The sequence below is a fragment of the Aneurinibacillus migulanus genome (assembly GCF_001274715.1).
GTDB lineage: Bacteria > Bacillota > Bacilli > Aneurinibacillales > Aneurinibacillaceae > Aneurinibacillus > Aneurinibacillus migulanus.
This window is the reverse complement of the sequence record NZ_LGUG01000004.1, coordinates 399,344-424,188: the sequence shown is the minus strand read 5'-3', so window position 1 is coordinate 424,188 and position 24,845 is coordinate 399,344. Positions and strand designations below refer to the sequence as shown.

Sequence of the window (24,845 nt, the reverse complement as noted above, 5' to 3'; positions counted from 1 at the left end):
TTCTGTTCTGTACCATTAGGTTCGGTTGTACCGTTACCTTCTTTAGAATCCGGCTTTTCTGTACCATTAGGTTCGGTTGTACTGTTATTTTCTTTAGAATTTGGGCTTTCTACATCTTTTATTTCATTTGTAGCTTCTTTACTCGTTTTGTCTACTACATTTTGAGATTCATTGACAGAAGCGAGTACATGGTCCGTATTAGCACTTACTGCTAAAGGCCCTATAAAGCTTTGTACAATAAGTAGAATCATTAATAGAATGATACGACTTCTTTTCATAGTAACCTCCATACCGCTATCCTTTGCTTTTTAATCTCGCCTGCACGATTAACCGGTCTGTCGGATTCTTTTTCCCGATGGGTGTACATGTTACCAAAGTTAAAAACGGTTCCTTTTTATCTGTAAGAACTCCTACTTCTGAACGATCCACGACAAACGTCTGGGCAATCACAAATTCATAAACACCTGTTTTTGTTTTCACTTCGATTTCATCGTTAGGTGCAAGCTCATCTAATCGGTTAAACAGTCTGCCATGAGCTATTGCACGATGCCCTGCCAGCCCAACATTATTAATTCCAAATTCCTTTTCAGGTTCAATCATGCCAATTCCTTTTCTTAATGAAGCTTCACCCGAGCCTTCAAAAATCAGCAGTTTCAAATCTATTTTAGGAATTCGGATAACCCCTCTTGCTCCATCTAACAACTCCATTTGATCTTGAGCTTGATTTGCTTGTATTTCTGTTACTGGAGCCGTTTCTAAATGCGCACTTGTATTACCTAGTTGCTCAAAGGCTTCAATCAGCTTCTTTTGCTTAGCATCTGAAATTTCCTTTTCAATTTGAGGATAAAAAAGTAAGACCAAACCTGTAATCAAAAATCCTACGCTCCATATCATGCGCAATTTCCTATCCCCTTCCTACGTCATTTTCATCGTCTCCTCCCTATTTCTCTGTAAATTCAACAATCCATTATGAAATTTTGCAGCGTACATACAGGTTGTACTAGGTAAAATGTAAAAACTTCGAAGCAAATTCATATATCCACAGTGTAAATAGGCAATCTGAACATTTTCTGTACAAAGAAACTCCCCGTAAATAAAAAAAATGGTAGAACGACCAAAATGCTCGCTCTACCATCCATAAAAATATACAACCTGGACTTGTTTCAGTTTTCCTTTTCTCTCCATTTGCGATACCATAGCTGAATATGTTGTTGCGGCTCTACATCAAACTCATTATGTAACATCTCTTTAAGATTTGCATATTGCAATTCGACAGAACTACGATCTCCCAGTACATCATATAAGCGCATAAGCATAAAATAACTTTCCTCTACATGTGGATGAAAAAGCTGAATACGCTGATATAGCGTAAGTGCCTCTACATGCTCCCCTCGAGAAGCTACATAATCAGCAACTTGCATTGCGTGGCGCAACCACATTTCTCTCAACCTTTGACGTTCGCTCTCCGCCCATAAATAATCGTAATCAGCCAGATAGTCCCCCTGATATAAGCTTACCAATTGGAGATGTTCAGATAAGGTATGATCAGTTATAGGTAAGGCTTTGTTTATCCTTTCTTCCCATTGCTGAACATCTAACTTAGTATCATTCAATTCCAACTTATATCCTTTATCTAAACTTGTGATAGAGACACCAGCTCCTATATTCTCTAATGTTTTACGAATTTGATAAATAGTCGTATATAACTGAGTAAATCCTTTTTTCCAATCTGTATCAGGCCAGAACAGTTCAAGCAAGGTATCTTTGCGTACAAGCTGGCCACGATAATGAAGTAAGTAAGCAAATAACTCCTGAGCCTTCGAGGTCCTCCAGCGAATTGTTACATGTTGCTGATAAGACTCCGGAAGATTAATTTTTAATGATTGAAAACATTGGATCATTACAGGATTAGCTACAGGTGAAGCCGTTACAGAATCTTTATATTCGTCCAAAAGACGCTGTACAGTCTTGGCTAATCTGCTTCTTTGAACCGGCTTTAAAATATAATCGATTGCATTCAATTCGAATGCCTTAATCGCATGATCATTATATGCAGTAACAAATACAATATTGATTTTATGCAAGTGTCCCTCTAATCGCTCTGCCATTTCGATACCGTTTATTCCAGGCATTTCAATATCAAGAAAAACAACATCGGGTCGGTCACGAACGATTGCTTCAAAAGCCTGATCGGCATTCTGGTATTTACCTATAACTTCAAAATCATTCATTCCGCTTAATAATTTTTCAAGATAATTAAGTGCTAATTTTTCATCATCTACAAGAACTGCTCTCATCCTGTATTCTCCTCTTTTAGAAGCCTAATTTCAATGGGTGTTCCTTTTGATATCTTACTATGAATCGGGATACCACGACCAAACAGATACTTCAAACGACAATCCTGAAGTATCTCTTTCTATAACGTTAGCGAATCTTTCTACCTTCTGCTTGCTTTATGATGCCCTGATGTACCACATTTTCAACAATTGGCTGAACCGTAAGAGGCGGAATACGATATAGTGATTTATCCCCAATATCAAAGTGAACCTGTAACCTTTCACCGAAACAAACTTTTTCAATATATAAATATGAACGTACTAACTGTATTTCCCGTTCAAGTGGTATAAATGAAGTGGTATAAATGAAGAGGAGATAAGTTCAACAAAGCACAAATATAGGAGGAGATTAAAAAGAATAGAAGAGGTAAAAGATGCGAAGAAAAGCAAAATAAGACAACGGTATGTATTTAGAGGATTTACATCTCTTTACTTCTTGCGTGCTAGTACCTCTCCTAAAGAATTCCATCGAATTCCTTGTGTATTAGCATGCTTTCTATTTGCCCAAACAATGAGACGTTCCCTAACTTCCCTAGTTAAAATCTCTTGAACATGGTTTTGATTTTCAATAGCAGACAATACATAACTTGGAAAATCAGGATGAGTCTCCAGTGTCCTTGATAATGAAGCACTAAATAGAAGCGATTCAAAAGAAGTTAACCACCATACTCGGAAAATTTCCAAAGCAGCTTTTTCCTTTTCCCTCGCACTTTTGTCGTCCGTACGCAGAATTCTAGATGCCCGTTTCACTATCTCCTCCCTTATTTCAAAAAATATATAGGTTGGCCATTTATTATCGTCTGCATGATAAGCATTATAGGATAGAATTTTTTTGTGTCGGTATCCGTGAACGATACGCTCACCCGGATGACTTTGCACATAGGTGCATCCACAGTCTATACAAGTAACAGTGTTATTCAAGGTTTTCACCTCCTTCTCTCTCCCTTCAGCTATATTAAAAAATACAGATGTCACAAGATAAAAAAAGCGAAATCTTTTTAGCCCTTACCCTCTTCTTTCGTTTTCCCGCCTCAAAAACTCTTGAAATAATAAGAGACTGTATACATACTTCTATACAGGAAACAAACCGTTGCCTGTTTGAAATTAACTTTTATATAACAATTCTACCTATATTTTCTGAACAATTTCTGAACAACTAAAAACAAAACCAATAACAAATCGTAAGACTCTTATATATCCCCTTCTACCCTCCGTATAGACTCTAGGATTTATCGTTATTTGAACGAAGGGAAAAGAATTGGATGGTTCGATTTCTGTATATATTTTGTATAGGTACAGTTGTTATACTTGATTCGGAAAATTTTAATCAAAATCTGGCAGAAAAAGTTATTTTGAAAGGTCTTTGATTTCAATCAGGAGGTAAACGCACATGGATGTTTTATCTACTATAGGTTACGCTATAGTATCCTATATATCTGTATACACACTATTGATGATACTTGGAGCAGTGGTATTCACTTGGCTTACTATATGGTTTTACCGAAGATGGCGTAAAGACGAAAGAGTGTATAAGCGTAACGCAGCATACATCAGGGAGCGACAACGAGAGATGTATGAGTGGTCAGAAAGCTGTCGAGAACAGCAACGAAATAGCAGTTGACGAATCCACATAAAGAAATAATCTCTTCTATGCATATTAATGTCTACAAAGTAACGCGCTGGACTGTTGCCAGATATACATGTCATTACCACCAAGCGCGACTTTCTTATTAAATTAAAGGATTCGGATAATTTATCAATCACATTAATGGAGGGCTTTGCAGAAACTCTCTCATAGAAGCTGTTAAATCATTCACCAAAGCCCCCATTTCTTCTGAAGACAAGTTAAACTCCTGAAGCGTCCACTCAATTAACATCATATGTATAATGGAAGCAAAAGATTTTTGAGCATAGAGACGGTATTTATCTGGTTTACTCCCTTTTTTTTCGCTTAGTTCACTCATAAATAATTCATCCACATAATCACTTACACTCCTAAAAATGATCTGCCTAATTTTACGATCCCTATTAAAAATGTTATTTATTAATGATAAAGGAACATTTTGTTTCCAGTTGCGAAATAGAGTTATAAACATCTCTTCATCCAATATTGGCTTTTCATGAAAATCTTTCCACATTTCTCTCATCAACCCGGCAAGATACTTTAATAAAATTTCATCTTTATCTTGAAAGTTACGATAAAAAGTTTGTCGAGCAAGCCCTGCGGTATCCGCTATCTCGGTTATCGATATTCGTGAGTACTCTTTTTTCTCCATTAATTGAAATAATGCGGTCTGAATCCACTCTTGTGATCGTAAAGATAATTTGCTTGTAGTTTCACTCAAATGTGACACATCCTCTCTTTTGTCTATTTTAACGTAATTATCATATCCAATCATTGCATAATAGAATGATTTATATTAAAGTGACAAACGTAGTATATGTTACATTTGTCACTTTTCATGATAGACAGGCTTTTTTGAGTATTATCAGGTATTTTTTTAACGTTTTTTAATTGATAATAATAATCATTTCCAAATATCTGATGTACATGATTTAACTAGAGAAAAGCCAGCCATATTTTAGAGTTGAGAGGGGATTTTCTAGGTGTTTAGGTCGAAAGGTATTTACACATTGGCGATTTTTTTTCTTATCTTATTATTTGTTGCAGCATGCGGTAACGAGGAGCCCATCAAATCAAAACAGGCAAGCACTGACCCTGCGCCTCGCACGATTAAACATGCAATGGGAGAAACGAAAATTACAGGCACTCCACAGCGTATCGTCGTTTTAACAAATCAAGGAACAGAAACACTGTTGGAATTGGGCATTAAGCCGGTAGGTGCGGTAAAGTCATGGATTGGTGACCCATGGTACGATCATATTAAAGACAAAATGACTGACGTTGAAGTTGTCGGTGACGAAACGCAGCCTAATATAGAGCTTATTGCTAGTTTAAAGCCGGATTTGATTCTTGGGACAAAAGTTCGGCACGAGAAAATTTACCAGCAATTATCGAGTATTGCTCCTACCGTATTTACTGAAAATCTGGGTAACAGCATGGTTGAGAACTTTAGACTGTTCGCTCAAGCTTTAAACAAAGAAACCGAAGGCACGGCTGTTTTAGACGATTACAACAAAGCGATTGAACAAACGAAAACACGTTTAGGAGATAAGACTAAACTCCGTATTTCATTAGCCAGGTTCCAACCTGGAAAGGTCCGTGTCTATTATAAAGATAACTTTGCCGGAGTCATTCTAAATCAATTGGGCTTTGCCCGCCCAGATGCTCAAAATAAAGACGAATTTTCAGCAGACATTACCAAAGAACAAATGGAAGTGCTGGATGGTGATGTGTTCTTTTATTTCACCTCTGATCGAGAGGGAAATTTCGGGGCTACGCAAACAGCTGATGAGTGGTTAAAAGATCCTCTTGCACAAAATTTAAATGTAGTTAAAAAAGACCGTGCATTTAAAGTAAATGAACCGATATGGAATACATCCGGCGGAATCATTTCCGCAAAATTGCTAATTAAAGACATTGAAGCTAGATTTGAAAATCTTAAGATCAAATAGATCATGCAAATGATCCTCTTGCATTTTTCTCCTAAAACTTTCATCACTGGGAAAACAACTTTCTCTTTGATGAAAGTTTCACTTTATATTAGGAAGGAGATTTTCTCTAAGCTATGCTTCAAAGTCGGTCTAGTAAACTTCTATGTTTTTTACTTAGCATTGTTTTCCTGATCTTCGGTGTCATTTGTAATATTCTTTATGGATACCATACATATTCTTTAGCAACGTTGATTGAAGCCCTTTTTCATTTTAACGGCTCGAAGGCACACATTACCATTATGACAATTAACATCCCTCGAGCCTTGATTGCTGTTAGTGTAGGTGGAAGCTTGGCGGTGGCCGGAGCAATCATGCAGGCTTTCACGAGAAATCCCCTTGCCTCTCCATCTATCTTCGGTATTAATGCAGGGGCGGTTCTTTTCATCACTATAGCGCTTAGCTTTATTGATTCAGCCTTACCTTTACTAACACTCGTATGGGTGGGGTTCTTCGGGGCTGCCCTAACAGCGTTACTTGTTTATATAGTCGGCTTGCTGGGCAGAGGAGAAACCAATTTAAGAATTGTCTTGGCAGGTGCCGCTATTGCGGCTTTCTGCTCATCTTTAACTTCCATTATATCCCTAATAAAAAACGAAAACATGGATACCGTTCTATTCTGGCTTGTGGGTTCCATAGCCGGGAGGGACATGGAGCACTTATTATCTGTTCTTCCCTACATGATGATTGCTATAATTGCCGCTTTTCTTATATCCGGTTCCGTTAATGTTCTGTCCATGGGAGAAGATGTCGCAAAAGGGCTTGGACAACGAACGGCGTTAATCAAAGGACTGATAGCAGTTATCGTTGTCTTACTGGCGGGCGCTTCCGTATCCATTGCAGGTCCGATTGGATTTGTAGGCCTCGTTGTTCCGCATATTTCCAGATTTATTGCAGGTTTGGATTATCGTTGGGTTATTCCTTATTGCGCTATATTAGGTGGAAATCTGTTAATTTATGCCGACCTTGTTTCCAGGCTATTGTTGTCTTCTGCCAATCTGCCTATTGGTGTAGCGACAGCAATAATGGGCGTTCCTTTTTTCGTGTATCTAGCTAGAAAGAGGATAAGTTAATGAATAAAAACATACTCAGACACTATAAAACTGTACATTTATTCAAGCGGCAGCGTGCTGTTATTGGTCTTCTCATCTTGCTGCTTTTTATTTCTTTTCTCAGTGTCGGTGCAGGGTCACTGTTTATTTCTCCTTTGGAAATAGTAAAGGTATTGTGTGGAATAGAAGACAGCACGAACTCATTAATCATTCTTGATATTCGTTTACCAAGAATTATTTTAGCCATCCTTGTGGGGATCGCTTTAGGAGTGGCGGGTGCTATTATGCAAGGGGTGATCCGAAATCCGCTTGTTTCTCCGGATTTGATCGGAATTACGGGTGGCGGCAATGTTGCAGCTATTGCTTTCCTAACAATGTCCGCGGGGCAATACAGTATTCACTGGCTTCCTTTCATTGCAATTATCGGTTCTCTCTTAACTACAATTCTTATTTATGTCCTGGCATGGAAAAAAGGCGCCTCTCCTTTAAGACTTGTGCTCATTGGTATAGGGATTTCAGCTGCAATGTCAGCTTTAACAGTATATTTTATTATAACCGGACCTACCTACATGACCGTTCAAGCTATGAGTTGGCTAACCGGCAGTGTGCATGGTGCCTCATGGTCATCCGTTCTCACTCTACTTCCATGGATCGTTGTTTTTGTTCCTCCAGCTATTTATTGGGCCAAACATTTAGACGTTTTGCAGCTCGGTGAAGAAATCGCAATAGGGCTGGGGAGTAATGTACAGAGGACACAAATGCTGCTTATTGGCGTCAGTGTTGCATTAGCTGGAGCTGCGATAGGCGTCGCGGGTGGCATTGGTTTTATTGGCTTAATGGCCCCACATATTGCACGGAAAATAGTTGGCTCTCAGAATATTTGCTTGCTTCCAGCGGCCGGTTTTATAGGTGCCATGCTGCTCGTTATTGCTGATATTATGGGCAGAATGCTATTTTCGCCTCTGGATGTTCCGGCAGGCGGCTTTATTGCTTTATTTGGCGCTCCTTTTTTCATATATTTATTATTTATGAATCGCCAGGTGAGGTAGAAAATCTCCTTAATCTATACGTTTGTAGGTAATGCTACGTCGCCATCAAGCTAAAATTTTCCGTAGTTCCAAAGTGAAAAGTTTCAGCTTGATGGCGATGTATATGTTATATACGTTGGTTAAGATAAAAATTTTTATCAAATGCTATACTATATAAATTACACTTGATATTTTGACATGGTAGCGTGGTTAGAAGTAGGCGATTCAGAAAAAGAAGAGGTTAGATGCACTCTGCGATCCAGCAGAAGAAAGGCCAGTGTGTCTTTTTCCGACCGCTCCCGCCCTTCCTTCTTTTCTTACCTCTCACCACAAGAATATGTAAATTTATAAAGTGAGATGTATATAATAAATTAAGAGAATGTATGCTACTTAATGATGAAACAATCGTATTCATTTACTTCTTGGACAACTTACTCTGTCAAGGTTATCTTGAAGACGATCAATAACTAATATATCCTCTGGCTTTTGTAATAAACCAGCAGGTGATACACTTAGTAGCTTTTCTTTTTGTCCTTCTCCCCATAATGCTCCAAAACACTCGATACCCGCTGCATTGGCGGCTAAAACATCTGTTGGCTGATCTCCTATATAGATGCAATCCTTCGGTTCTATGTATAACTCATTAATTGCCTTTAACAATGGCTCAGGATTTGGTTTTGGTTCCTTGCAATCATCTAGCCCTACAATAACATCGAAAAAAGGCAAGAGGCCTGTGTTATGCAGTTCCTGTACAATATATCTTCTGTACTTTGATGAAACAATACCCATTGTTATCTCTCTAGCCTTTAATTCAGTTAACATCTCATAAACACCGATATATTCCCGAATCTGGTAATTAATCATTTCATAGTGTGTAAAGAATGAGCGAAGCACCTCTTTTTCTTGCCCCAAAAACCACTCACTTAAAATTTTAGTAATCGGCTTTCCGACCAAGTAGTCTTTTTCTTCATCGGTAAGCTCGCGTTCCCTAATCGCTTCAATACAGGTACAACATGCTTGTATATACCATTTCTCACTATTATGCAGTGTGCCATCTAAATCAAATAAAACAGTATTCATTTTTCCTCCAAAGCTAACCTCTTTTATCCTTTCAGCCTTTCAAGAGCGTACTCTGTTGTGATCGTAATATTATCTGGTACATCATCAATAGGGAACCATTGCACTTCCTGTAAAGCATGTGGCTCCTTATTCTGCACCTTACCATTAGCAATATGAGCAACAAAAGTAGGAGCAACCCAGTGAACGCTTTCCGATTGAACGATATGATTCGTAACGCATAATAGTCGTTCAATCGCAATATCTATGCCAAGCTCTTCTTTAATCTCGCGTATTACAGCATTTTCCACTGTTTCCATATACTCTACTTTGCCCCCAGGTAAACTCCAGCAGCCAGCCTCCGGGGATTTTTTGCGTAATACAAGTAAGATACGGTTACTTTCATCTAGTATAACAGCCCCTACCCCGACTTTCGGTATTTTTTCTTTTTCCATTTTTGTGCCTCCAATACTCAAACATGTTTCATTATTTGTAAGTGTATCAAAAACTTAAGCTCTAAAACACAGTATCATAAGCTAAATTGTCCAATAGCAAAACTATATAAATTACACTTGATATTTTGACAGGGGAGTGTGGTTGGAAGGAGGAGATTCGGAAAAAAGAAGAGGTTGGATGCGCCCTGCGATCCAGCAGAAGAAAGGCAAACGTGTCTTTTTCCGACCGTTCCCGCCCACCACCCTTCCTTCTTTTCTTATCTCTCACCCCAAGAATTTGTCGATGTATCAAATCAGATGTATATAACTTTAGATAAAAATATCCAAAGGGGTAAAACTTTGCAATTTTATTTTGTCGCGACTTTATTTCAAATCTACATTATGACGAAGAAAATGATGAAGTGACAAACTATACAATCACTTTTTAATAAAGCAGAATAACATGCAGTTGAACCTAAGCGACAATCTATCTCTCTTCAACTAAACATAACAAGAAAAAGCATGGTATTCCATCAGTGGATTATCATGCTTTTTCTTGTATTTTTTTATTAGAAATAAGCTCTATGATGAACAAATACAGAATTGAAAAGAGAGAAAATGGCAAACTATTTTTGTGCATCAGGCAAAATATAGATATATATTACCATTTTATAAATTGTAATAATTATTAGAAAACAAGAAGGACTTAGAAATACTTGGGTAGAATACTATTTTTTGCAAGAAAATTTTATTATTAATAGGCGGAAAGAAAATGGCGGGTTCAAAACTATTCATGTCAATGTCAGTAAGAAAGGTGTTGGTTTTTGCATTACTATTGTTGTTACTTGTACCTCAAACAGCTTTTGGTGATAGCGGTGAAGAAGTGGAAGAACATAGTTCAATCGTCTACTGTAGGTTTGAGTGCAGCTGGTATTTCCAGCGCTCTTGGAGTGTCCCATACAGTAACAACAACTTATTCTGTAGGTATAACTATTCCAGCAAACAATAGCCTTTATAGTAAGTTGGCATTCTATAGCGATTTCTACAAAAGATATGTTAAGTTGAATACGTATGCTCACAACGGAACGTTGTACAAAACGGAACACACGTATCACTATGCTCCTCTTAAAGATACTTATTTAGTTGTTGCTTATCAATAATTAACAAAGAGGTACGTATGGTTAAAATAAATAAATATTGGTTAATCCTACTTCTATTGGTTATTTCAGTGCTTTTAACTTTCATGTTAAACAGCACTACACTAAATAAGGAAAGTAAAGAAGATGTTAAACTAATATTCGGTAACAATTTTATTAGTTATGTTATCGATGATAATGAGGGGATGTCATTCAATATCTTTGGTGTGCAAGATATTCGAAAACAAGATTCATCTCTTAAAGATCAGGTTACTTCCCTTACGTTTAATAATCCGAATATCAAAGTTGTTGACTACAAGGTAGATACAGGTATTTTCCACAAAGGGTATAAGTTGGTAAATATTATAGTAACCGTACAAGTCTTAACAAATCATGTAGAAAAAGCTGATAAACTGTTAATTCAGTTTAATAATGAGAAAACAACAACACACGAATTTGGAGAGATAACCGTTCAAAACAGCGTCCCTTTCCAAAACGAACATTTGGCTCCTTTTGGAGATTATAAAGTCGGTTATCCAACTCCAGCCTTAGATGTAAACATAAAAAATAAGGAAAAACAAAACATCTCTGTTTCTAAGGTCTATGATCTTACAGATGAGATTTCATATCAATTCAAAGACCTTTTAAAAATCAAACCTGAAGAAGTTAAGCATATTAAAATCAATTCCCTCAGTATCAAAAGTGAAAAAGAACATGATTTCATAACTATGACTCCTATTCTTTCATACAGTTTGAATGACAAAGAGTATCTTTACAACATGCCGGGGGTTATTTATGGGATTCTTGATTCTGACCAGGATAAAATTAAAAAAATCATTCACCGATTGAATGGTTAAGGAAGAGCTATAAATTTTTAATCAGAACTAGCCGGGGATATACTACCCTGGCTTTTTTATTTAAAAACCTTAACTTATCCAATAAACTTTAACCTTCGAATAAAGCTGAATAAGGTTCTTTAATAAAAAATAGAGTACAGAATCACAACGAACTTTATCCCTCATTTCCATATTATCCCTATCAATTACTCCGGCTTAAAGGTGTTCACAATGATATTTATAACTTATTGGTTTGTGGCTCATAGACAAGAAACGAACCTTTTTCCAAGGACTTTGTTTCATATTGTCATCCTCTTGTTATCTGTCAGAAAAAACAAAAAAACAAATTCTTAGCTGTATACCGAAGAGTTTATCTTTTATCAAACTTTATTGTAAATTATCAATCTTTTTTACAAAGCCACAAAGGCAAAAAAGCATCGCATCTTGATTTCAAATCAACACAAACAGGGCATTTTATACTAAAAAGTACGCTACTCTGCCCAATAATTGAAAAACTTAAAAAAACTCATCACAATGGATGAGTTTAGATTTTGCAACATACATTTCTGATTACTAATAAAAACATTCAATCAAAAAGGTTAAATGTTCTAAAGCATAAGTTTACCACAACGGCAAAATTATGCTTTAAATCACAATTAACTAAAAAACTCCACGCATATGTATGGTGGAGGCGGTGGGAATCGAACCCACGTCCGAAGACTTCGATGACATAAGCTTCTCCGAGCGCAGTTACCTGTGGTTGATTCGCCTACCGGGCTGCCAGGTAACCCACTACCTGATAGGCTAGTCTGATTAGTCTCTTCCCTCGGCTCCAGACGGAAGCTTTAGGCGTAGTCCACTAAGGGTTGAGTCTTATTCCCGCCACATGGACGATGGAGAGATAAGACCGCTACTGCTTATTAGGCAGCTAAAGCGAAGTTGTTTTGTTTCTTAGCGTTTATATTTACGCTTGCGTTGTTTACGGAATCGCAACCCACCGGCTCGCTACTCATGCTCGAACCATCCCCGTCGAATCCAGAACGCCCCCATTATAAAAAGGGTCGCTCCTGGGAAGCAGAGCATTCATAACCTATTATTAAGTTATGTTCCTAGTATAGCATATCCCCATGTATCATGCAACATGTATGCCAAGGATTCATTCCAACTCTTACCTATTCCGGTCCCGCAATGCGCGTTGCATTTCGCGCTGCGCGTCACGCTGCTTAATCGATTCACGCTTATCGTAATTCTTTTTCCCCTTCGCCAGACCAATTTCCACCTTACAGAATCCGCCTTTAAGGTACAGACGAAGTGGCACAAGCGAGTAGCCCTGCATCTTAGTCTGTCCGAGAAGCTTGTAAATCTCGGAACGATGCAACAGTAGCTTGCGTGTTCGAACCGGATCATGATTATAGCGATTCCCTTGCTCATACTCGCTGATGTGCACATTGTATAACCATGCTTCACCGTTCCGAATGCCGGCATACCCATCCTTTAGATTGACCCGGCCTCTGCGGATCGATTTAATCTCGGTTCCTGTAAGAACAATACCCGCTTCATATGTTTCTTCAATGAAATAATCGTGGCGCGCCTTTTTATTCTGCGCCAGCACTTTGATTCCTTCTTTGCTCATCGCCAAGCGTTCCTCCGCCAACATTTTCTCGTATCTATACATAGTACCACAAAGCAACTATTATTAAAAAGCGGTAATGCGTAGATAAAAATGAAGACGCACATGGCTATCGTATGCGGTGATTGCCATGCGCGTCATTTTCGCTATTTTTTCTTTTTCTTTCGTACCGATCTGGGAGCAGCACTCTTTTTATTTTTTTTCTTCTCGGCTACTTCCATCCAGAACGGGTTGGCCTTTCCTTTAGCCGGTTTCCCCTTACCACGCTGCTTACGCTCGCTTTTCTGAGCGGGGATCACTTTGGCTTTGCGCCCTTCACTCCGACTTGGCGCCTTGCTACGTTTCAAACCGACCACTTCGAAATCGATCGTATGATCATCCACATTGACGTTTACGACTTTGACACGTATTTCATCTCCGATACGGAACATGCGACCTGTTCGCTGTCCAATCAGGGCATATTGGTTCTCATGGAAGTCGTAGTAATCGTCCGTAAGGTAACTAATATGCACCATGCCCTCAATCGTATTCGGCAGCTCGATGAACATACCGAACGAAGCAACACTGCTGACGATACCATCAAATTCTTCGTCCATGTGCTGAAGCATGTATTCGGCTTTCTTCAAATCATCAGTTTCCCGTTCCGCATCTACCGCATTTCGCTCGCGCTCTGATGACTGTTCAGCCACCTGCGGCATTTTTGCGTACCATTCTTCAATACGCTGTGGCGTAAATCCGCCCTTTTTCAGTGATTCGCGGATCATCCGGTGTACAATCAAGTCCGGATAACGGCGAATCGGTGATGTGAAGTGTGTATAGAACTCAGCCGCCAGACCAAAGTGTCCGCGATTCTCGGCAGCATACTTCGCCTGCTTCATTGACCGCAGCATTACCTTGGAGATGACCGTCTCTTCCGGCGTGTCTTTAGCCTGTTCAAGCAGCGTCTGTAGCGTACGAGGATGGATGTTGGTTGATGTACCCCGTACAAAGTAACCGAAATTCGTTACAAATTGAAGGAAAGTCTGCAACCGGTCGCTGTCCGGGTCTTCATGCACACGGTAGATGAAAGGTACATTCATCCAGTGAAAATGCTCGGCTACGGTTTCGTTTGCCTTGAGCATGAACTCCTCGATAATTCGTTCAGAAACCGTACGATCCCGCATTCTTACTTCTGTTGGGTTCCCCTGTGCATCAACCATAATTTTGGCTTCGCCAAAATCAAAATCAATCGCGCCGCGCTCCATACGGAATTCGCGCAAACGAAGCGCCAGCTCTTTCATTGCTTCGAAATGCGGCACCAGCTCGCTATACCGTTCTTTTAGCTCCTCGTCATCTTCCTCCAGAATTCTGTATACTTCCGAGTACGTCATGCGTTCATTGGTGCGAATGACACTCTCGTAGATTTCATGGTTCACAACATGGCCTTCATGATCAATTTCCATATCGCATGTCAGCGTTAACCGATCCACTTTTGGATTCAAGCTACAAATCCCGTTCGATAAGCGGTGTGGCAGCATCGGAATCACCCTGTCGACCAGATACACGCTAGTACCTCGACGGAATGCCTCCACGTCTAATTCCGAGTTCTCTTTGACATAATAACTTACATCTGCGATGTGGACCCCAAGACGATAATTACCATTCTCCAGCGTCTCGATAGATACGGCATCATCCAAGTCTTTAGCGTCGGCTCCGTCAATGGTAACCATGACTCGCTCACGCAGGTCGCGTCGTCCCTGAATCTCATCTTCACTGATAGTATCCGGAACTGCCTCGGCTTCTCTCATTACCTCTTCAGGGAATGTCTCTGGCAAGCCATATTTACGAATGATAGATACAATATCGACACCCGGATCATTCTTGTGCCCGAGAATTTCGACGATCTTTCCTTCCGGATTGCCTCGGCCTGTCTCTGGATAGCGTACGATTTCGACGACGACCTTATGCCCGTCTACCGCTCCCAGTGATTCATCTTTCGGAATAAAGATGTCCTTTGTAATCCGCTTGTCATCTGTCATCACAAAACCGTAATGCTTCTCATCCTGATATGTGCCGACAATCGTATGATTTGCGCGCTCAACGATGCGCACAATTTCTCCTTCAAGGCGCGGCCCCTTCGCATTCTGATTAAGGCGTGCCAATACGACATCCCGATTCATTGCCCCATTCATATCATTAGCATGAATATAAATATCTGGCGCTCCTTCTTCCTCCGGAATAACGAATCCGAAGCCTTTGGCATGTGCCTGCAACCGACCGCGGATAAGATTCATCTTCTCTGGTACACCGTACCGATTCGTGCGCGTACGGATAATCTGTCCCGTATCCTCAAGCTGGTTAAGAGTTTTAACAAAATCCTTAAACGCACCGGACGACTCAATCTCAAATGCTTCTTCCAGTTCTTTGACTGTCATAGGACGACTTGCCTGCTCTCGCATAAATCGTAAAATATCTGCTTCTGTTGCCACGTTCGTCCTCTCCTTTACTCAAAATAAATGCAACTCTTCTATACTTTACCAATAATTATTTCCAGAAAATCAGCTATATCGCGGAAAACATGTTCTCGCTCTTTGTCAAGCGTAATGATGTGACCGGATTTATGATATCGTTTCATTTCTTTATAGTTTGAACCAATATGTGAATAAATATAATCACCGCTCGCCGGCTCTACAGTCTCATCGATAGTGGATTGAACAACGAGCGTAGGCACCTTTACGCGGTTCATTTCTTTTTTTGTAAGATTAATAAGGGACCAGAGGCTAGCAATGCAGGCAACAGGGCTACGTTCATAAGGAAATAGCTCTGATTCGATATGCGCCTCCTTAGTGCCGCCGCGGGGAATATAAGGGCGAATATGATGCACGTATCTTGCCCAGCGGATTCGTTTGTCACGCACGTCCACTGGCGTATTCAGTAGAATGAGCGCAAAAGGATGACGATGATATGCAAGGCGCATGGTCAATAAGCCACCCATGGAAAGCCCAGCCACTGCAATTCGTTCGCAGCCTTCTTCTTCTAGGCGTTCATACCCGTCCAGCGCGCTCTGCCACCAGTCAGGCCAGCGGGTTTCAGCCATCTCCTCTGGTGTCGTACCGTGACCGGCAAGTAAGGGCGCATATACCGTAAACCCAAGCTTATGAAAAAAGCGGCCCATCGGCTGCATCTCGGCTGTGCTTCCAGTGAATCCGTGAAGCAAAAGCAGTCCGACTTTGCCGCCTGAATATAAAAATGTCTCCGGGGAGCGTCGCTTAGCTTTCATCAGACATCTCTCCTTTGCTGGCGTGTTGCGGAGAAGTCAAAAATTTGTCAATCAATTGAAGTAACTGCGCCTGTTCGCAATCATGACAAATAATATGTTTCGATTCCGGAAGAATATGTAGGTGTTTTTCCGTCGAGCGAATTGTACGGTAGATGTAGTCAGCACTACGAGGTTCCACCAGATCGTCTTTGCCACCCTGGATGATAAGCGTCGGCGTTGTGACTTTCGACAATTCTTGCTTTAAGATTTTCACCAGATGGCGAAAGTGGATAACCGCGCGTGGTGGAGTAGAAGTCGCTTTATTCAAATAGCGTCGATATTCTTCTTTGGCGTCGGTCGCCGATGTGAAATGCTTTTTGATAATCGTGGCAGCGTCTTTAAACAGTTGACGTGGATTAATATAGAACAAGCTGGCGCTTAGCAGTACCAATTTGTCTATCGGATAACGGGCAGCCAAATGCGCTGCAATAAGTCCACCCATAGAAAAACCGACAATATATACACGCTCACAGGTGAGCAACATATCTTGCAGCACTTCTTCGGCGGAACGCACCCAATCCTGCCACGTTACCTTATTGAGGGAGAGGGCATGTCCTTCATGTCCGGCAAGCACAGGAGACTCGATTCGCCATCCCCGTCCCGCAAAATAGCGAGCAACTGGCTCTACTTCATACGGACTTCCGGTAAATCCATGAATCAACAAGCAACCGATCATATGCATCTTCCCTTCTTCAAGATAAAGAAAAACAGCAAGCATTTCACTTGCTGTTTGCACCCATGTTCAGGCTGTCAATATACGAATCTTATGTGCGTAAGAAATACGCGACAGCGATAGATAATACCATAAAAAGCACTGCCAGAATTACCGTTATTTTATTTAACAAGGCATCAACGCCTCGTGCTTTTGCTTTTCCCATGATCTGTTCGGCTCCGCCCGCAATCGAACCGGAAAGACCGGCGCTCTTGCCGGATTGGAGCAATACGACTCCGATAAGCAAAATTGAAACAATTACAAGTATTATCTTGAGAAATACAGCCATTCTTCTTCCTCCCCAAAACGGAGCGATCCATTTTTAGTATTTGCCACCTATTAATGTACCATAAAGAAGAATCGTCTTCAAGGCTGCCCCGCTTCCTGCTTCCGGCATTCCTTACAGATACCTTCAAGCACAACTTTTGTCTCCAGTGGAGAATACTCGGTTTCGACTTCCGGTTCCATATGCAACGAAATTTTGCCCGGCTCTATATCAATCAGCTTATCGCATACAACACAGTGAAAGTGATGGTGCGGCTCTTCGGTAATTTCGAAGCGCGAGCGCTCATCCTGATAATGTTCATGTACCACCCCAAGCTCTTTGAGCGATTTTAGGGTGTTGTATACTGTCGTGAATGACAGGGTCGGGAACTCATCCTGCATGAACTGGTAAATCTCCTCCGCCGTCGGATGATCCAGGCGCATCAACACATTGATAATAGCTAATCGCTGTACGGTGACGCGTCCCCCCCGCTCCTTAATCCGGGCGATGACTGTATCAATAATACTTCCGTCCATTGTCCGCCCCTCCTTTACCTTCTATTATAATATACTATCTGTAGAAAATCATTACAAATAAAACGAAATGTTAGGTGACAGCTATATGCTTTCCCATTAACGAACTTCCTATTCTTTTCTTTGGGTAAATATTTTTGTTTTTCCCTTATATGACAGTTGTCATATAATAATCCTTACGGCTGTGAATACCCTCCCCTTTTCTATGAAATTACAATGAAATTAACTTACAAAAAGGAAACGAGGGAGAGGCCGTGAAGGAAAAAAGCAAAAGAATCCGACTGCTTGATATATTGCGCGGTTTTGCTGTTTTAGGAACGCTTGGAACGAATATTTGGATATTTGCTCATCTGGGCAACTTATCCTATATTTTTACGTTTGACCATTCTGAATGGTGGACATCAATTAATGATTTCATCAGGCTATTCGTTTTATTTCTCGTAAACGGCAAGTTGCTCGGACTGTTGACAATTATGTTTGGCGTCGGACTTGAACTAAAGTACCAGCAATCCTTGCGCAAGGGAACGGCCTGGCCTGGAACTTACCTGTGGACGTCGTTTATATTACTGGTAGAAGGTTTTATTCATTTCGCACTCGTCATGGAATACGATATATTAATGAGCTATGCTGTGACCGCAATTATCGTTTGTTTTGTAGTCAGACGTGGAGACGAAGCAATTAAAAGAACGATGAAATGGGTCGGTGGTTTTCATGCTGCAATGCTTTTATTCGTTTTAGTGATAGGAATATATGCAAACCTGATAGGAGCCAATATTTCCCTGGGTGACATGCGGGATACCGTTATGCTGTATAAGGAGGATAACTGGCTGGAACAGGTTCAATACAGACTGTTGCATTTCCTTTCACTCAGAATTGAAGTGATTCTCGTCATTCCAATGAATATTTTTCTCTTTTTACTTGGCGTCACGCTTATGCGTTCCGGCGCATTCTCACCGGATGAAAACGGCAGAAAGCTTCGTGCAAAGCTGCTGAAAATCGGATTACTCGCCGGATTGCCGTTAAACTTATTAATTTTTATTCCCGGCGGTGCGTTTGATTTTCCTGTCCGCTATTTGTTCGCTCCTATTCTGTCTCTCGGCTATATGTCCATAATTGCCAGATTAGTAGAGAAAAAGCCAAACTTCTGGCTTTGGTCGCGGTTAGAGCAGGCCGGAAAAATGTCGCTCAGCTGCTATGTCATACAAAATATTCTTGGAACGGCTATTTTCTATGGATGGGGACTTGGGCTTGGCGAAAAGGTGGATTCACTCTCAATTGTCATGATTTGGCTGCTTATTTGCGTGTTTCAGCTCGGCTTTGCCTTTTTATGGTTACAGAAGTTCCCAATCGGTCCAATGGAATTAGCTCGAAAATATTTATCACGTACTACCTATCAGTAAAATCTTCACCGATGAAATTTCGATTCCTGTCGCTGGAGGATGTACAACATGATTAGAAGAATATATCCGTCTGATCAAATAGAAAACTACCTTCTCATCGATGTCATCGCTGTAGTCTTTCTGTTTTATCATATGACTACAGAACCGAGTCCGATTGGCATTATCGGCAATCTTCTATTATTTGCACTTTTTTTGACGGCTTTTTATATCAGCCTCTGGTACCGTGACTGGCGACTGTTGGCATCCAGCTTGCTCGGATGTGCAATTTTAACGTTGTTCGGGATATTCGTCAATAAATGGCTGATTTTGTACGGTTTCATCATCGCTGATTTATTAGGGCGCGCAAACTCAAAAGCACATATCGCGGTTGGTATGGCAGGAATCATAGCTATGTTTTTAATCGTAAACGAATATAACGGTAAACAGCTTTTTTCTTTTGAAAAAGCTGTTTACTTGCCTACTCTGTCGGTCCAGCTGTTAATTCCTATTGTCATTTACATTAGAGGAAAGTCCAAACGGCTACAATCCGAATTAAACGCTGCCAATGAAAAAATCGCAAGATATATACAAGAAGAAGAAAGACACCGCATCGCAAGGGATTTACACGATACACTCGGACAAACCTTAATAATGATTAAATTGAAAAGCGAACTTACAATAAGATTGATGGAAAAGGATACGGGACAGGCAAAGCAAGAGTTAACAGATATCCTGACTACTTCACGAGCGGCTTTAAAGCAAGTGCGGGAGCTTGTTGATTCAATGAAATACGTTTCACTTGAGGAAGAAATAAACTATGCAAAACACGCACTCCAAACAGCAAAGATCGAACTGACTGTAAAGGAGCTAGCATCTATGCCACCATTAACCAGAATTGCCGAAACAATGGTGGCTCTTTCTATCAGAGAAGCCGTAACGAATACAATGAAACATAGCCAAGCGAACCACTGCACCATTACAACGAATTACCAGGCCGGTATGTATACAATTCAGGTAACGGATGACGGCGTTGGCTTTACACAAGCAACAAACGGTAACGGTCTGCAATCAATAAAGGAGCGAATGCAGTTTCTGCAAGGAAAGGCAGAAATTAAAGCTGTCCCGGATAGCGGTGTAACAGTAATATTAACGGTTCCGATTCAGGAGGAAAGGAAAGAAGGAATATGATACGGGTAGTAATCGCAGAGGATCAAAAAATGCTAAGTGGGGCGCTTGCATCCTTATTAACGCTTGAGGATGATATCGAAGTAGTCGCTCAGGCTGCTGATGGAAAAGCAGCTCTTAAAGCCATTGAGAACTATCATCCAGACGTCTGCCTGCTTGATATTGAAATCCCTTTTATGACAGGGCTTGAAGTTGCGGAAAAGCTGCGAGAGCAGAAAAATCCATGCAAAATCATCATCGTCACCACCTTTGCCCGGCCTGGATATTTACAAAAAGCTTTGGCTCTTAAAGTGGACGGGTATTTGCTCAAAGATGAACCGATCGATTTTTTAATTTCCTCTATCCGCAAAGTAATAAACGGAGAACGGATTATAAGCACCGATTTAGCCGCCGCTCTCTTCATAAACGAAGAGAATCCTTTAACAGAACGTGAAGCAGAAATACTCCGGCTTGTAAAAAATGGTCTGACAACAGAGCAAATCGCTAAAACTTTATACTTAACGAACGGCACTGTAAGAAACTACCTATCATCTGCAATTCAAAAGCTTGAAGCAGAGTCCAGACATCAAGCGATTAAGACAGCGAGCGAAAAAGGCTGGATTTAATGCATCTTTTATAGCGACATCCCTTTTCTTATCCATTAAAAAAGCCTGCCTGCTTCAGCGGCTTATCGCTCACTGAAACAGACAGGTCTTTTTTGACTTCGTATTTATTTTTTCACGTTATAGAACGCGGTCCGGCCTGCATATTTGCTAATATATGCCAGTTCGTCCTCAATGCGGAGAAGCTGATTGTACTTCGCAACGCGGTCTGTACGGGAAGGAGCACCCGTTTTAATCTGGCCAGCATTGGTAGCTACGGCGATGTCGGCGATGATGGAATCTTCCGTTTCACCGGAACGATGAGAGATAACGGCTGTATAGCCCGCACGCTTTGCCATCTCGATCGCGTCAAACGTCTCAGTCAGCGTACCAATTTGATTTACCTTGATTAGGATGGAGTTCGCAGTTCCTTGCTCAATACCTTGAGAGAGACGAGATGTATTCGTTACAAACAAATCGTCACCTACCAATTGTACACGGTCACCGATACGTTGTGTTAGCTTGTTCCAGCCTTCCCAATCGTCTTCAGCCAGACCATCTTCGATAGAGATAATCGGGTATTTGTTTACGAGCATTTCCAGGTAGTCGATCATTTCGTCTGTTGTCTTGGTAATGCCCTCACCGGCCAATTCATACTTTCCATCTTTGTACACTTCTGTTGACGCTACGTCAAGCGCAAGCATAACATCATCACCAGGCTTATAGCCTGCTTTTTCGATGGCGGCAATAATCGTTTGCAGGGCTTCTTCATTAGAAGACAGGTTCGGTGCAAATCCACCCTCGTCACCTACTGCCGTATTCAAGCCTTTTTCTTTCAACACGGCTTTGAGGTTATGGAAGATTTCCGCACCCATACGAAGTGCATGTGCGAAGCTCTCCGCACCTACCGGCATAACCATGAATTCCTGGATGTCCACGTTATTGTCAGCGTGGGCACCCCCATTAAGAATGTTCATCATCGGAGTCGGCAACGTTTTTGCATTGAATCCGCCAAGATATGTGTAAAGAGGCACGCCCAGCGCTTCGGCTGCCGCGCGTGCGACCGCCATAGAAACGCCAAGAATAGCGTTGGCGCCTAGCTTACCTTTATTCTCTGTGCCGTCCAGCTCAAGCAGCAGATTGTCAATCCCTACTTGATCCAGTGCGTCGAATCCTGCTAATTCTGGAGCGATGATATTGTTTACGTTATCTACGGCTTTCAGTACACCTTTGCCCAGGTAACGGGATTTTTCACCATCGCGCAATTCTACCGCTTCGTGAGCGCCTGTGGAAGCACCAGATGGAACCATGGCGCGTCCCATAGCACCGGATTCAAGATATACTTCTACTTCCACTGTCGGATTGCCGCGAGAGTCAAGAACCTCACGTGCGTAAATATCGGAAATAATGGTCATGTTTATTCATCTCCTTATTGATATGTAAAATAATTTTTTTCCTAGTATAGCGGCTTACCTGTCATTTCTTTAGGCTGTTCTACATTAAGCAGCTTTAAAATGGTTGGCGAAATATCGGCCAGAATACCGTCTTCACGCAGCTCTAGCTCCTGCTTCGTCAAAATGAACGGAACTGGATATGTGCTATGCGACGTAATTGGATTTCCTTTTTCATCTAGCATCAGGTCGGCATTGCCATGGTCGGCGGTCACAAGCGATACGCCACCTTTAGCAAGAATTGCTTCGACAACCTTACCCATGCATTCGTCTACCGCTTCCACCGCCTTAATCGTCGGAGCCATCTTGCCGGAGTGGCCTACCATGTCACAATTGGCGAAGTTCAGAATGATAACGTCATGGGCATCTTGCTCAATCTCAGCCAACAATGCATCCGTCACTTCATAGATGCTCATCTCTGGCTGCAGATCATATGTTGCTACTTTCGGCGAATTAATCAGAATCCGTTTCTCGCCTTCGAATTCAGCTTCACGACCGCCACTGAAGAAGAACGTAACGTGCGGATATTTCTCCGTCTCTGCAATACGCAGCTGGCGCAGATTATTCTGTGTCAACACTTCACCCAGCGTATTATCGAGATTTGCCGGCTTGTATGCCACATACCCCTGAACACTTTCGCTAAATTTGGTCATGCAGACAAAGAACAGATCTTTCGGCCGTTTCTCTCCCCGATCAAAACCACGGAAATCTTCGTTGGTAAACACCTGTGACAGTTGGATGGCACGGTCCGGACGGAAGTTGAAGAAAATGATGCTATCATTGTCTTTTACCGTTGCAAGCGGCGTACCCTGTGCATCTGTAATAACTGTAGGCATAACAAATTCATCATATACACTGCGTTCGTATGACTCGCGCACTGCTTCGATTGGATCTGTAAATGTCGGCCCTTCTCCATATACCATGGCACGGTATGACTTTTCCGTACGTTCCCAGCGTTTATCGCGGTCCATCGCATAGTAACGTCCCTGTACAGTCGCAATCTGGCCAACACCGATTTCTTTAATTTTCTCCTGTAATTCTTCAATATATCCAACTGCACTATCTGGCGCCACGTCACGTCCATCCAGAAATGCATGAATATAGACGCGTTCCAGATTTTCTTTTTTGGCTAGATTCAGGAGAGCGAACAAATGGTCAATATGGCTGTGTACGCCCCCATCCGACAGCAGGCCATACAGGTGAAGCGCCGTATTGTTATTGCGTGCGTGCTGCATAGCACGCAGCAACGTTTCATTCTCGTAGAACGTACCTTCATTAATCGCTTTTGTTACACGCGTTAAATCCTGATAAACGACCCGCCCTGCCCCTAGATTCAAGTGTCCGACCTCTGAGTTACCCATTTGTCCTTCCGGAAGTCCAACGGCCAGTCCGCTTGCGCCGAGCAGCGTATGCGGGTATTCGTTCCAATATTTGTCGAAATTCGGCGTCTTTGCCTGCCGAATAGCATTACCGTAATCCTCTTCCCGGTATCCGAATCCGTCCATAATAATGAGTGCTACTGGTTTCGGTCGATTCATATTACTTCTTGCCTCCTAGCGCTCCTTCTAGCAATTGGAGAAACGATTCCGGAGTCAGACTTGCGCCCCCAACAAGCGCGCCGTCAATATCCGGTTGTTCCATATATGTGGCGATGTTATCCGGTTTAACCGAACCGCCGTATTGGATGCGTACTTGTGCCGCTACCTGGGCGTCAAACGCATCTTCCACTGTACTGCGAATAAATGAGATTACATCCTGCGCATCTTCTGCAGAGGACGACTTGCCCGTTCCAATAGCCCAGATCGGTTCATAAGCGATAATAAGCTGCTTTGCCTGTTCGCTTGATAAGCCTTCTACAGCTCGCAGCACCTGCTCTCGCACCCATTCTTTTGTTTTTCCGCCCTCCCGTTGCTCGAGGTTTTCCCCAACGCATACGATAGGAATTAATTTATGTGCGAATGCTGCTTTTGTTTTCTTGTTTACTGTTTCATCCGTTTCCGCGAAATATTCGCGACGTTCGGAATGTCCGATAATTACATACTGCACACCAAGATTCGTCAACATGCCTGGACTAATCTCTCCCGTATAGGCGCCTGACTCTTCCCAATGCATATTCTGAGCCCCTACAGCAACCGGATACTCCTGAAGTTCCTGTACCAATACATCCAATGAAGTAAATGGAGCACAGATAACAGTATCTACTTTACCTTCCGGTGCAAGCGAACGGACAGCATGCGCAAACTCGCGCCCCTCATCCGTCGTTTTATGCATTTTCCAGTTCCCAGCAATGATAGGTATTCTCTGCATTCTTATCTCAACTC

At 41.5% G+C, this 24,845-nt stretch carries 25 protein-coding genes and 1 other RNA gene; 8 read left to right on the top strand and 18 right to left on the bottom strand.

Translation table 11 applies throughout. From position 1 onward, the window contains the following. The 4 genes from AF333_RS33385 to AF333_RS03625 form a co-directional block, all read right to left on the bottom strand. Positions 1–278, bottom strand: a 278-nt coding sequence (locus AF333_RS33385) for a hypothetical protein (RefSeq protein ID WP_053432650.1), incomplete at its 3' end; no start/stop codon positions are given. Between the two features lie 16 nt (positions 279–294). Continuing rightward, positions 295–894: a class D sortase gene (locus AF333_RS03635; protein WP_235356721.1), complete on the bottom strand. Its 600-nt coding sequence runs from the start codon at positions 892–894 to the stop codon at positions 295–297. A 269-nt stretch (positions 895–1,163) separates the two neighbouring features. Continuing rightward, the gene (locus AF333_RS03630) at positions 1,164–2,297 is read right to left on the bottom strand and encodes a response regulator (protein WP_043068467.1); all 1,134 of its coding nucleotides are present in this window, start codon (positions 2,295–2,297) and stop codon (positions 1,164–1,166) included. Positions 2,298–2,765: 468 nt separating this feature from the next. Further along, entirely contained in the window at positions 2,766–3,257 is a 492-nt protein-coding gene (locus AF333_RS03625) for a hypothetical protein (RefSeq protein ID WP_043068466.1), read from the bottom strand. A gap of 539 nt (positions 3,258–3,796) precedes the next feature. Here AF333_RS03625 and AF333_RS34605 point away from each other — a divergent pair. Further along, positions 3,797–3,970, top strand: a complete 174-nt coding sequence (locus AF333_RS34605; RefSeq protein ID WP_235496055.1) for a hypothetical protein — start codon at positions 3,797–3,799, stop codon at positions 3,968–3,970. Between the two features lie 126 nt (positions 3,971–4,096). Here the strand turns inward: AF333_RS34605 and AF333_RS03615 are convergent, their stop codons facing one another. Further along, positions 4,097–4,681, bottom strand: coding sequence for a TetR/AcrR family transcriptional regulator (locus AF333_RS03615; protein WP_043068464.1), 585 nt, complete (start codon positions 4,679–4,681; stop codon positions 4,097–4,099). Positions 4,682–4,943: 262 nt separating this feature from the next. On the opposite strand from AF333_RS03615, the gene AF333_RS03610 reads away from it, so the two are divergent. The 3 genes from AF333_RS03610 to AF333_RS03600 all read left to right on the top strand — a co-directional run bounded on the left by AF333_RS03610 (position 4,944) and on the right by AF333_RS03600 (position 8,049). Then, on the top strand, positions 4,944–5,912 hold the full coding sequence (locus AF333_RS03610; RefSeq protein WP_043068463.1) for an ABC transporter substrate-binding protein: 969 nt from the start codon (positions 4,944–4,946) through the stop codon (positions 5,910–5,912). 113 nt (positions 5,913–6,025) lie between these two features. Further along, a complete protein-coding gene (locus AF333_RS03605) occupies positions 6,026–7,021 on the top strand; it encodes a FecCD family ABC transporter permease (protein ID WP_043068462.1) in 996 nt (331 codons plus the stop codon). After that, positions 7,021–8,049: a FecCD family ABC transporter permease gene (locus AF333_RS03600; protein ID WP_043068461.1), complete on the top strand. Its 1,029-nt coding sequence runs from the start codon at positions 7,021–7,023 to the stop codon at positions 8,047–8,049. Before AF333_RS03605 ends, AF333_RS03600 begins: the two co-directional genes overlap by 1 nt. Positions 8,050–8,439: 390 nt before the next feature. Here AF333_RS03600 and AF333_RS03595 read toward each other — a convergent pair whose 3' ends face one another. The 3 genes from AF333_RS03595 to AF333_RS34600 form a co-directional block, all read right to left on the bottom strand. Next, complete coding sequence (locus AF333_RS03595; RefSeq protein ID WP_043068460.1) at positions 8,440–9,108, bottom strand: HAD family hydrolase; 669 nt, start codon at positions 9,106–9,108, stop codon at positions 8,440–8,442. A gap of 23 nt (positions 9,109–9,131) precedes the next feature. Next, positions 9,132–9,539: an NUDIX domain-containing protein gene (locus AF333_RS03590; RefSeq protein WP_043068459.1), complete on the bottom strand. Its 408-nt coding sequence runs from the start codon at positions 9,537–9,539 to the stop codon at positions 9,132–9,134. Positions 9,540–9,600: 61 nt separating this feature from the next. Continuing rightward, positions 9,601–9,831, bottom strand: a complete 231-nt coding sequence (locus AF333_RS34600) for a hypothetical protein (protein ID WP_235496043.1) — start codon at positions 9,829–9,831, stop codon at positions 9,601–9,603. Between the two features lie 864 nt (positions 9,832–10,695). Here AF333_RS34600 and AF333_RS03580 point away from each other — a divergent pair. Next, positions 10,696–11,511, top strand: coding sequence for a hypothetical protein (locus AF333_RS03580; RefSeq protein WP_043068457.1), 816 nt, complete (start codon positions 10,696–10,698; stop codon positions 11,509–11,511). A 662-nt stretch (positions 11,512–12,173) separates the two neighbouring features. Here the strand turns inward: AF333_RS03580 and ssrA are convergent. The 7 genes from ssrA to AF333_RS03550 all read right to left on the bottom strand — a co-directional run bounded on the left by ssrA (position 12,174) and on the right by AF333_RS03550 (position 17,931). Next, positions 12,174–12,538, bottom strand: a transfer-messenger RNA (tmRNA) gene (gene ssrA, locus AF333_RS31465). A gap of 120 nt (positions 12,539–12,658) precedes the next feature. Beyond that, positions 12,659–13,123, bottom strand: a complete 465-nt coding sequence (smpB, locus tag AF333_RS03575; protein WP_043068456.1) for an SsrA-binding protein SmpB — start codon at positions 13,121–13,123, stop codon at positions 12,659–12,661. 143 nt (positions 13,124–13,266) lie between these two features. Then, entirely contained in the window at positions 13,267–15,588 is a 2,322-nt protein-coding gene (rnr, locus tag AF333_RS03570; RefSeq protein WP_255322294.1) for a ribonuclease R, read from the bottom strand. A gap of 38 nt (positions 15,589–15,626) precedes the next feature. Continuing rightward, a complete protein-coding gene (locus AF333_RS03565) occupies positions 15,627–16,379 on the bottom strand; it encodes an alpha/beta hydrolase (protein ID WP_043068455.1) in 753 nt (250 codons plus the stop codon). Beyond that, entirely contained in the window at positions 16,369–17,154 is a 786-nt protein-coding gene (locus AF333_RS03560) for an alpha/beta hydrolase (protein WP_139188958.1), read from the bottom strand. The genes AF333_RS03565 and AF333_RS03560 overlap by 11 nt, the downstream gene beginning before the upstream one ends. A gap of 28 nt (positions 17,155–17,182) precedes the next feature. Next, positions 17,183–17,419: a preprotein translocase subunit SecG gene (secG, locus tag AF333_RS03555; RefSeq protein ID WP_043068454.1), complete on the bottom strand. Its 237-nt coding sequence runs from the start codon at positions 17,417–17,419 to the stop codon at positions 17,183–17,185. A gap of 77 nt (positions 17,420–17,496) precedes the next feature. Next, positions 17,497–17,931 carry a Fur family transcriptional regulator gene (locus tag AF333_RS03550; RefSeq protein ID WP_043068453.1) on the bottom strand — a complete coding sequence of 145 codons (435 nt, stop codon included), beginning with the start codon at positions 17,929–17,931 and terminating at the stop codon, positions 17,497–17,499. 251 nt (positions 17,932–18,182) lie between these two features. Here AF333_RS03550 and AF333_RS03545 point away from each other — a divergent pair, with 251 nt between their 5' ends. From AF333_RS03545 to AF333_RS03535, 3 genes are read left to right on the top strand one after another with little or no spacing between them, the layout of a single operon-like run. Continuing rightward, positions 18,183–19,328 (top strand): DUF418 domain-containing protein, encoded by a 1,146-nt coding sequence (locus tag AF333_RS03545; protein WP_043068452.1) that lies wholly within the window; start codon positions 18,183–18,185, stop codon positions 19,326–19,328. A gap of 48 nt (positions 19,329–19,376) precedes the next feature. Beyond that, on the top strand, positions 19,377–20,495 hold the full coding sequence (locus tag AF333_RS03540) for a sensor histidine kinase (RefSeq protein ID WP_043068451.1): 1,119 nt from the start codon (positions 19,377–19,379) through the stop codon (positions 20,493–20,495). Then, positions 20,492–21,097, top strand: coding sequence for a response regulator transcription factor (locus AF333_RS03535; protein WP_043068450.1), 606 nt, complete (start codon positions 20,492–20,494; stop codon positions 21,095–21,097). The genes AF333_RS03540 and AF333_RS03535 overlap by 4 nt, the downstream gene beginning before the upstream one ends. 104 nt (positions 21,098–21,201) lie before the next feature. Here the strand turns inward: AF333_RS03535 and eno are convergent, their stop codons facing one another. The 3 genes from eno to tpiA are packed head-to-tail and all read right to left on the bottom strand — an operon-like array spanning position 21,202 to position 24,831. Continuing rightward, positions 21,202–22,488 carry a phosphopyruvate hydratase gene (gene eno / locus AF333_RS03530; RefSeq protein WP_043068449.1) on the bottom strand — a complete coding sequence of 429 codons (1,287 nt, stop codon included), beginning with the start codon at positions 22,486–22,488 and terminating at the stop codon, positions 21,202–21,204. Between the two features lie 41 nt (positions 22,489–22,529). After that, complete coding sequence (gene gpmI / locus AF333_RS03525; protein ID WP_043068448.1) at positions 22,530–24,062, bottom strand: 2,3-bisphosphoglycerate-independent phosphoglycerate mutase; 1,533 nt, start codon at positions 24,060–24,062, stop codon at positions 22,530–22,532. 1 nt (position 24,063) lies between these two features. Further along, on the bottom strand, positions 24,064–24,831 hold the full coding sequence (gene tpiA / locus AF333_RS03520; RefSeq protein ID WP_043068447.1) for a triose-phosphate isomerase: 768 nt from the start codon (positions 24,829–24,831) through the stop codon (positions 24,064–24,066). Positions 24,832–24,845: the final 14 nt, after the last annotated feature.

What these genes read in the sequence shown, in the direction of transcription:
- AF333_RS03600 (WP_043068461.1), top strand. Translation starts at nt 7,021, where the DNA reads ATGAATAAAAACATACTCAGACACTATAAAACTGTACATTTATTCAAG.
- AF333_RS03595 (WP_043068460.1), bottom strand. Translation starts at nt 9,108, where the DNA reads ATGAATACTGTTTTATTTGATTTAGATGGCACACTGCATAATAGTGAG.
- AF333_RS03630 (WP_043068467.1), bottom strand. Translation starts at nt 2,297, where the DNA reads ATGAGAGCAGTTCTTGTAGATGATGAAAAATTAGCACTTAATTATCTT.
- AF333_RS03540 (WP_043068451.1), top strand. Translation starts at nt 19,377, where the DNA reads ATGATTAGAAGAATATATCCGTCTGATCAAATAGAAAACTACCTTCTC.
- smpB (WP_043068456.1), bottom strand. Translation starts at nt 13,123, where the DNA reads ATGAGCAAAGAAGGAATCAAAGTGCTGGCGCAGAATAAAAAGGCGCGC.
- AF333_RS03550 (WP_043068453.1), bottom strand. Translation starts at nt 17,931, where the DNA reads ATGGACGGAAGTATTATTGATACAGTCATCGCCCGGATTAAGGAGCGG.
- AF333_RS03590 (WP_043068459.1), bottom strand. Translation starts at nt 9,539, where the DNA reads ATGGAAAAAGAAAAAATACCGAAAGTCGGGGTAGGGGCTGTTATACTA.
- tpiA (WP_043068447.1), bottom strand. Translation starts at nt 24,831, where the DNA reads ATGCAGAGAATACCTATCATTGCTGGGAACTGGAAAATGCATAAAACG.
- eno (WP_043068449.1), bottom strand. Translation starts at nt 22,488, where the DNA reads ATGACCATTATTTCCGATATTTACGCACGTGAGGTTCTTGACTCTCGC.
- AF333_RS03635 (WP_235356721.1), bottom strand. Translation starts at nt 894, where the DNA reads ATGATATGGAGCGTAGGATTTTTGATTACAGGTTTGGTCTTACTTTTT.
- AF333_RS03535 (WP_043068450.1), top strand. Translation starts at nt 20,492, where the DNA reads ATGATACGGGTAGTAATCGCAGAGGATCAAAAAATGCTAAGTGGGGCG.
- secG (WP_043068454.1), bottom strand. Translation starts at nt 17,419, where the DNA reads ATGGCTGTATTTCTCAAGATAATACTTGTAATTGTTTCAATTTTGCTT.
- AF333_RS03565 (WP_043068455.1), bottom strand. Translation starts at nt 16,379, where the DNA reads ATGAAAGCTAAGCGACGCTCCCCGGAGACATTTTTATATTCAGGCGGC.
- AF333_RS03605 (WP_043068462.1), top strand. Translation starts at nt 6,026, where the DNA reads ATGCTTCAAAGTCGGTCTAGTAAACTTCTATGTTTTTTACTTAGCATT.
- gpmI (WP_043068448.1), bottom strand. Translation starts at nt 24,062, where the DNA reads ATGAATCGACCGAAACCAGTAGCACTCATTATTATGGACGGATTCGGA.
- AF333_RS03580 (WP_043068457.1), top strand. Translation starts at nt 10,696, where the DNA reads ATGGTTAAAATAAATAAATATTGGTTAATCCTACTTCTATTGGTTATT.